The sequence below is a fragment of the Curtobacterium sp. B18 genome, from assembly GCF_000333375.1.
In the GTDB taxonomy this organism is placed as follows: Bacteria; Actinomycetota; Actinomycetes; order Actinomycetales; family Microbacteriaceae; genus Curtobacterium.
The window spans coordinates 1-7,354 of the sequence record NZ_BACZ01000023.1 but is presented as its reverse complement, the minus strand read 5'-3'; the positions used below and the strand labels follow the sequence as shown (position 1 = coordinate 7,354).

8 protein-coding genes and 1 pseudogene are annotated in these 7,354 nt (G+C 73.8%); 8 read left to right on the top strand and 1 reads right to left on the bottom strand.

Going from position 1 to position 7,354, the window contains the following annotated elements; all coding sequences use genetic code 11:
• The 7 genes from rpsO to I5E_RS00680 all read left to right on the top strand — a co-directional run.
• Nucleotides 1-204 (top strand): 30S ribosomal protein S15 (gene rpsO / locus I5E_RS00710; RefSeq protein ID WP_022905314.1); only part of this gene is annotated, 204 nt, incomplete at its 5' end.
• A 139-nt stretch (nt 205-343) separates the two neighbouring features.
• On the top strand, nt 344-994 hold the full coding sequence (locus I5E_RS00705) for a CE1759 family FMN reductase (RefSeq protein WP_022905313.1): 651 nt from the start codon (nt 344-346) through the stop codon (nt 992-994).
• 94 nt (nt 995-1,088) lie between these two features.
• A complete protein-coding gene (locus I5E_RS00700; protein ID WP_022905312.1) occupies nt 1,089-1,484 on the top strand; it encodes a hypothetical protein in 396 nt (131 codons plus the stop codon).
• On the top strand, nt 1,481-2,413 hold the full coding sequence (locus tag I5E_RS00695) for an FAD:protein FMN transferase (RefSeq protein ID WP_022905311.1): 933 nt from the start codon (nt 1,481-1,483) through the stop codon (nt 2,411-2,413). Before I5E_RS00700 ends, I5E_RS00695 begins: the two co-directional genes overlap by 4 nt.
• Nucleotides 2,413-2,970, top strand: coding sequence for a ferric reductase-like transmembrane domain-containing protein (locus tag I5E_RS00690; RefSeq protein ID WP_022905310.1), 558 nt, complete (start codon nt 2,413-2,415; stop codon nt 2,968-2,970). Before I5E_RS00695 ends, I5E_RS00690 begins: the two co-directional genes overlap by 1 nt.
• A complete protein-coding gene (locus I5E_RS00685) occupies nt 2,967-4,253 on the top strand; it encodes an NADH-ubiquinone oxidoreductase-F iron-sulfur binding region domain-containing protein (RefSeq protein WP_022905309.1) in 1,287 nt (428 codons plus the stop codon). Before I5E_RS00690 ends, I5E_RS00685 begins: the two co-directional genes overlap by 4 nt.
• Complete coding sequence (locus I5E_RS00680; protein WP_022905308.1) at nt 4,250-4,465, top strand: ferredoxin; 216 nt, start codon at nt 4,250-4,252, stop codon at nt 4,463-4,465. The genes I5E_RS00685 and I5E_RS00680 overlap by 4 nt, the downstream gene beginning before the upstream one ends.
• Nucleotides 4,466-4,475: 10 nt before the next feature.
• Here I5E_RS00680 and I5E_RS00675 read toward each other — a convergent pair whose 3' ends face one another.
• Entirely contained in the window at nt 4,476-5,663 is a 1,188-nt protein-coding gene (locus I5E_RS00675; RefSeq protein ID WP_031260868.1) for a coiled-coil domain-containing protein, read from the bottom strand.
• A gap of 278 nt (nt 5,664-5,941) precedes the next feature.
• On the opposite strand from I5E_RS00675, the pseudogene I5E_RS00670 reads away from it, so the two are divergent.
• A pseudogene (locus I5E_RS00670) lies at nt 5,942-7,354 on the top strand (hypothetical protein); the annotation flags it as partial.

Here is a 7,354-nt window from a genome sequence, read left to right as displayed (position 1 = left end):
GGATCCCCCGAGGTCCAGGTCGCCGTTCTGACGCGTCGCATCAACGACCTGAACGAACACCTCAAGGAGCACAAGCACGACCACCACTCGCGTCGTGGTCTGCTGCTCATGGTCGGTCAGCGTCGCCGTCTCCTCGGTTACCTCTCCGACGTCGACATCGCCCGCTACCGTGCGCTCATCGAGCGTCTCGGCCTGCGTCGCTAGTCGACCGACCCACGGCTTGACCGAACGCCCCGGCCCTCGAACGAGGACCGGGGCGTTCTCCGTTCCCACGGGAATGCTTGCGGCAGCAGCGCGGTTCGGTACGATGTTCATGCAAACGCATCGAAAGTCGGGATCCACCATGACCACCATCGCCGTCGTCTCCGCCGGGCTCTCCGAGCCCAGCTCCACCCGCCTGCTCGCCGACCGCCTCGGCGAGGCCACCGTCGCGGCGCTCGCGGCACCGAGCCCGCCCGGACTGCCAGGAGGCGCGGCGCACGTCCGGCACGTCGACCTGCGTCCGCTGGCGCACGAGATCACCGACGCGATGCTCACCGGGTTCGCCGCGCCGGCGCTGTCCGCCGCGACGGCGACCGTCGTCGAGGCCGACGCCGTCGTGTTCGTCACGCCGATCTTCACCGCCGGGGTGAGCGGCCTCGCGAAGTCGTTCCTCGACGTGCTCGACAAGGACTCGCTCGCCGACATGCCGGTCCTGCTCGGGGCGACCGGCGGCACCGCACGGCACTCGCTCGCGATCGACCACGCGCTGCGTCCGGTGTTCGCCTACCTCCGCGCCGCCGTCGTCCCCACCGGGGTGTTCGCGGCCACGGACGACTGGGGGAGCGCCGGGGACTCGGCCGCACTCGACGGTCGCATCCGCCGGGCCGGGGACGACCTGGCTTGGGCGATCCGCGCCTCCCGTCGGACCCCGCAGACGGCCGACGCGCTCCCCGTGACCGCGGACTTCCAGACCATGCTCGGCGGCCTCGGCCGGCAGGCCGCGCGCTCTTAGACCCGCCACAGGGTTCGTCCGGCCGGGGCGCAGCCCGTCCTCGGCCCGCTCATCGGTGCGCTCGGGAACCTCGTCTCGACGACGAGGAGGACCGATGGACACCAGACGGAACGGCAGGCGCTCCGCCCGGATCACGAGTGCGCTCGTGAGCCTGGGCGGACTCGCGGTCGCGTTGGTCACCGGGGCCGGGCTGTGGTTCGGGCACGAGCAGGCCACGACCACGACGGACGGGACGACGAGCGGGTCGTCGAACTCGAGCACGAGCACGAGCACGACGAGCGACTCGGAGTCGTCGACGTCCTCGTCCTCGTCGTCGTCGTCCGGCGACTCGACGTCGACTGACTCCTCGTCGAGCGGTTCGTCCTCGAACGACTCGTCGTCGAGCGACTCGGGCACGTCCAGCGACTCCGGGACGTCCACCGACCAGGGCGTGACGCAGGGCACCACGGGCGGGTCCAGCTCCTCCGACGCGACGACGACGGGGTCGTGACCGTGCGCGCCGCAGCCGAGTGGGACCTCTGGACCACCACCGCCCGTGTCGTCCTCGACCACCGCGACCGTCGCCACCTCGACGCCGCCCGGTCCTGCGTCGACGAGGTCACCGCCGCCGTCGACGCGGCGTGCAGCCGTTTCCGGAGCGACTCCGAGCTCGTCGCCCGCGCCGACGAGCTCGTCCGAGGCGCCGAGGTCTCCCCGCTCCTCGCCGCGCTCGTGCACCAGGCGCTCGACGCGGCCCGGGCCACCGACGGCGACGTCGACCCGACCCTCGGCACCCGCATGGTCTCCCTCGGGTACGACGCCGCGTTCGCCGACGCCCCGCCCGTCGCCACGCCCGAGGCCGTCGCCCGCGCACTCGACGCCCGACCGGCGTGGCAGCGCGTCCTGCTGGCCGGCACGTTCCTGCGCGTCCCCGAGGGCGTCACGCTCGACCTCGGCGCCACCGCCAAGGCCGCCGCCGCCGACATGGCCGCCGCGAGCATCGCCGCACGGCTCGGCATCGGTGCCCTCGTCTCGCTCGGCGGGGACGTCGCGACCGCCGGCCCGGACCCGTCCGGCGGCTGGCAGGTGCGCGTGCAGGACCTCGACGAGGACCCCGTCGACCACGTCCGGATCGCCTCCGGCTGGTCCGTCGCGACCTCGAGCACCCAGAAGCGCCGCTGGGAGCAGGACGGCCACGCCCGGCACCACATCCTCGACCCGCGGTGGGGGCTGCCGGCCGACCCCGTCTGGCGCTCGGTCACCGTCGTCGCGCCGTCGTGCGTCACCGCCAACACGATGACGACCGCGGCGATCGTCCGCGGCCACGGCGCCACCGAGATGCTCCGGCAGAGCGGGCGGGCCGCGCGGCTCGTCGCCGCCGACGGCACCGTCGTCCGACTCGGCGGCTGGCCCGCCGACGACGCACGGACGGCCGCCTGATGGACACCGCACTCTGGGTCGTCGGCCGCGGTGCCGGTGTCGCCGCCGTCCTGCTCCTGACGCTCACCGTGCTCCTCGGCATCGTCACGCGCGGCGGACGCCCGCTCCCGGGACTGCCGCGGTTCGCCGTGCAGCTGGTGCACCGGGACGTCTCCCTCGCCTCCACCGTGCTGGTCGTCGTGCACGTGGCGACGCTGCTGCTCGACACCGAGGCCGAGCTGCGCCTGGTCGACACCGTCGTCCCGTTCACCGGGTCGTACCGGTGGTTCTGGCTCGGACTCGGCACCCTCGCCGTGGACCTGCTCGTCGTGCTCGTCGTCACGGCGCTCCTCCGACGCGTCATCGGCCCCCGGGTCTTCCGTGCGGTGCACTGGGCGGCCTACGCGATGTGGCCCGTCGCGATGGCGCACGCGATCGGGACCGGGACGGACGGCACGTCCGTGTGGTTCCTCGTCATCGCCGGGGTCTGCGCCGCCGCGGTCGTCGGCGCGGTCGCCTGGCGCTGCACCACCCGCGTCACCGAGTTCCACTCCATCCGACCGGAGGCCGTCCGATGACCACCACCACGCCCACCACCACCGCCGCGCCGCCCACCGGCACCCGGCGTCTCCTCGCGGCGGCCGGCCCGGACCTGGCGGCCCACCTCGCCGCCCACGGCCCGGTGCCGTCGATCGGCCCGGGCATCGTCGACGAGATCGGCCTCGCCGGGATCGACGGTCGCGGCGGCGCCGGGTTCCCCCTCGCGCGGAAGCTCCAGGTCGTCGCGGGACAGGCGCGCCGCGGGCGGAGCGGACGCTCACCCCTCGTCGTCGGGAACGGCGCCGAGGGCGAGCCGGCCAGCCGCAAGGACGCCGTGCTCCTCGAACGGGCCCCGCACCTCGTGCTCGACGGCCTCGTCGTCGCGGCCGTCGCCGTGGGGGCCACCGAGGCCGTCGTCGCGACGAGCGAGCGTCTCGCCGAGCACGTCCGCCGGGCGATCGACGAGCGGACGGCCGTGGCCGCTCGGCACGGTCACGCGTCGGACCCGGTGACCCTCGGCGTCCGTGCCCTGCCGCACACCTCGTTCGTGGCCGGTGAAGCCGGCGCCCTCGCGTCCGCCGTGTCGGGCGGACGCGGACTGCCGGAGGACCGCGTCGTGCGGCTCGCTGAGCGCGGTCCGAGCGGACGCCCCACCCTCGTGTCGAACGTCGAGACCCTCGCGCAGGCGGCGCTCGTCGCCCGGTACGGGGCGGCGTGGGCGCGGAGCGTCGGGAGCGCGACGGCTCCCGGGACCCGTCTCGTCACCGTGAGCGGTGTGACCGACCCGGCCCGTGCCGTGGTGCTGGAGACCGCCGGGGGTGCGCCGCTCGGGGACCTGCTGGGAGCCTCCCGGCTGGACACGGCCGACCCACGCCGGACGCGCGCCGTCCTGGTCGGCGGATGGGGCGGGACCTGGGTGCCGGCGGCGGCGCTCGACGCCTCCTTCGACGTGGACGGCCTCGCGCCGTGGGGAGCGGCACCCGGTGCCGGCGTCCTCGCGGTGCTCGACGACCGGACCTGTCCGATCGCGGTGACGGCGCGGATCGCGGCGGCGCTCGCCGACGCGTCGGCGGGGCGGTGCGGACCCTGCGTGAACGGCCTGCCACGGATCGCGGAGGTGGTGGCGGCGCTCGCCTCCGGGCGCCCGGCCGGGGACCTGGCGGCGGAGGTGCGGCGGCTCGTCGGCCGCGTCGACGGCCGGGGCGCGTGCCACCACCCCGACGGCGTGGCACGCATGGTCCGGAGCGCGATGACCGTGTTCCGGGACGACGTGCAGGCGCACCTCGGGGGTCACTGCCGGGTCGTGGGAGGTGCCCGGTGACCGCCCTGCACGTGGACTGGACCCGGTGCCGAGGGCGCGGGCTCTGCACGGAGCTCCTCGCCGGGCGGCTGTCGCGCGACGAGTGGGGCTACCCGATCACGACGGACGGCAGCGGGACGCGGGACGTCCCGGTCCGGCCGGACGAGCTGGACGCGGCCCGGGACGCGGTCGCGATGTGCCCGCTGCAGGCCTTGCGACTCACCTCGGACTGACGGCGGCCGATCAGTACCAGTGCGGGTCGACGCTCATCTCGTGGTTCCACGCACCGCACGGCGACCCGTACGCGTCGTGGATGTAGGCCAGGCCCCAGTTGATCTGCGTCGCCGCGTTCGTCCGCCAGTCCGCACCCGCGACCGCCATCTTCTCCGCCGGGAGCGACTGGGGGATGCCGTAGGCGCCGCTCGACGTGTTCAGCGCGTTCGCCCGCCAACCGGACTCCTGGGTCCACAGGGACACCAGGCACGAGAACTGGTCGGAGCCCCAGCCGTAGGCGCCGATCGCGCTGCGGGCGTAGGCCTGTGCTCCCGACGGGTCGACCACGACGCCGCCCGTGCTCGGGTAGGACGACCCGACGCTCGTCGCGGGTGTCGTCGTGTGGGTCGCCGCGGCAGCTGCCGCAGCCGCTGCCGCCTCGCGCCTCCGCTGCTGCTCGGCCTTCTGCGCCGCGACCTGCACGCCGAGCTGGTACCGCTGTTCGGTCGTCGCGGTGGTGTCCTTGAGCGCCGCCAGCTGGGCGTACAGCTCGTCGCTGTGCTGCTGCGTGTCGTCGACGGCGGCGTTCGCGACCGCCTCCGCGTCCTCCGCAGCGCTCGCCGTCGACTCCGCCCGGGCCGCGAGGTCGGCACGCTCGTCCTCGGCGCGGGTGGCCTGGTCGTGCAGCGACGACGCGGTCCCCGCGGCGACCGAGGCGTCGTCCATCACGTCGGCCCACGTCGACGACAGCTGGTCGAGCGCCCCGAGCTGGTAGAGCAGCTGCGAGGGGTCCTTCGCCGTCGCGATGCGGGTGGTCATCTGGCTCGTGCTGCTGTCGCGGTAGAGGTTCGCGGCGAGCTGGCCGGCGCGCTGCTCGGCGCGTTCCGCGGTCGCCGCCGCGTGGTCGGCCTGGGCCTGGAGGGCCGTGGCGGCCTGGGTGGCGGAGGCCAGCGCCGCCTCGGCAGCGTCCGCCTTCTGGGAGGCGTCGAGCGCGGCCTGCGACTTCACCGCTGCGGCCTGCTGCGCGGACTCGAGGGCGGCCTGGACCCGGGCGACCTCGGTCTTCTTCGCCTGCTCGTCACCCTTCGCGCGCTCGACGTCCTGCCAGGTCGGGTACTCCGTCGCGTTCGCCGGGACAGCGGTGACGACGGGGGCGACGAGCGCGCCGACGACCACAGCGGCCGCGACGAACCAGCCCCGGGAAGGGGTGAGGCGCATGGGGGCAGGCTACCGAGGACACGCCCGTTCGCCCTGAGCCTCGCCGTCGAACGGCTGAGGACTGGTAAAGTCCATCACGTCCGAGGACCGTTTCCCCGGACGTCACACAAACACTGCGCAGGCCGGGCACGGAGCTGGTCATCGGTGGTGGCTCGCGGGCCGGACGGTTTCCCGAGTGCTTCTACTGCTGGCCAGACATGCGTCCCGAACTCTTCGGCGCGCACGCACCATCGGGTGCCGTGGCCCCAGCCTGCCGAACACATCAAGGAGGCACCCTTTTGGAGGGTCCCGAGATCAAGTTCGCCGAGGCCGTTCTCGACAACGGCAAGTACGGCAAGCGCACCGTCCGGTTCGAGACCGGTCGGCTCGCACAGCAGGCCCAGGGCGCGGTCGCCGCGTACCTCGACGAGGACACGATGCTCCTCTCGGCCACCAGCGCCGGCAAGCACCCGCGTGAGGGCTTCGACTTCTTCCCGCTGACCGTCGACGTCGAGGAGCGCTCGTACGCCGCCGGCAAGATCCCCGGTTCGTTCTTCCGTCGCGAAGGCCGTCCCAGCACCGAGGCGATCCTCGTCTGCCGTCTCATCGACCGGCCGCTGCGCCCGTCGTTCGTCGACGGCCTCCGCAACGAGGTCCAGATCGTCATCACCGTCCTGAGCATCGCTCCGGACGAGTTCTACGACGCGCTCGCGATCAACGCGGCGTCCGCGTCGACGCAGATCTCCGGTCTGCCGTTCTCCGGCCCGATCGCCGGTGTGCGCCTCGCGCTCATCGGTGACCAGTGGGTCGCGTTCCCGAAGGCGTCGCAGCTCGCCGAGGCCGTCTTCGACCTCACCGTCGCGGGCCGTGTCGTCACGGACGAGGCCGGCAACGAGGACGTCGCCATCATGATGGTCGAGGCCGAGGCCACCGAGCACAGCTGGGACCTCATCCAGGGCGGCGCCACCAAGCCCGACGAGGCCGTCGTCGCGCAGGGTCTCGAGGCGGCGAAGCCGTTCCTCAAGCAGCTCGTCGAGGCGCAGGCGAAGATGGCCGCCCAGTCGGCCAAGGAGATCCAGGACTACCCGGTCTTCCCGCCGTACGCCCCCGAGGTCTACGACGCGGTCGAGGCCATCGCGCTCTCCGAGCTCGGCGACGTCTACAAGATCGCCGGCAAGCTCGAGCGCCAGGACGCCGACGACGCCCTCAAGGCTCGCGTCAAGGAGGCCATCGCCGCCAAGGTGACGGCCGGCGAGCTCCCCGAGAGCGCCAACGGCCAGGTCAGCGGCGCCTACAAGTCGGTCACGAAGAAGGTCGTCCGCGGCCGCATCCTGACCGAGCAGGTCCGCATGGACGGTCGCGGCCTCGCCGACATCCGTCCGCTCGACGCCGAGGTCGCCGTGATCCCGCGCGTCCACGGTTCGGCGATCTTCCAGCGCGGCGAGACCCAGATCCTGGGCGTCACCACGCTGAACATGCTCAAGATGGAGCAGCAGATCGACTCGCTGTCGCCCGTCCCGAGCGACGCCGCCGGACGGCGCTCGCACTCTCCGCCGCGCTCATCGCCGGCGCCGTGGCACTGCCGGGCGCGGCCGAGGCGGTCGGGCAGCTCGCGCTCGACCAGCACGGCGGCGCCCAGCGCCACCAGGGCGACCAGACGCGCTCGGTCCAGCAGGAGATCGAGCGCGCCGGCGCGAAGAACGTCATCCTGC

Excerpts from the sequence above, each read along its gene's own strand:
- I5E_RS00685 (WP_022905309.1), top strand. The coding sequence starts at position 2,967 with ATGACCACCACCACGCCCACCACCACCGCCGCGCCGCCCACCGGCACC.
- I5E_RS00700 (WP_022905312.1), top strand. The coding sequence starts at position 1,089 with ATGGACACCAGACGGAACGGCAGGCGCTCCGCCCGGATCACGAGTGCG.
- I5E_RS00675 (WP_031260868.1), bottom strand. The coding sequence starts at position 5,663 with ATGCGCCTCACCCCTTCCCGGGGCTGGTTCGTCGCGGCCGCTGTGGTC.
- I5E_RS00705 (WP_022905313.1), top strand. The coding sequence starts at position 344 with ATGACCACCATCGCCGTCGTCTCCGCCGGGCTCTCCGAGCCCAGCTCC.
- I5E_RS00690 (WP_022905310.1), top strand. The coding sequence starts at position 2,413 with ATGGACACCGCACTCTGGGTCGTCGGCCGCGGTGCCGGTGTCGCCGCC.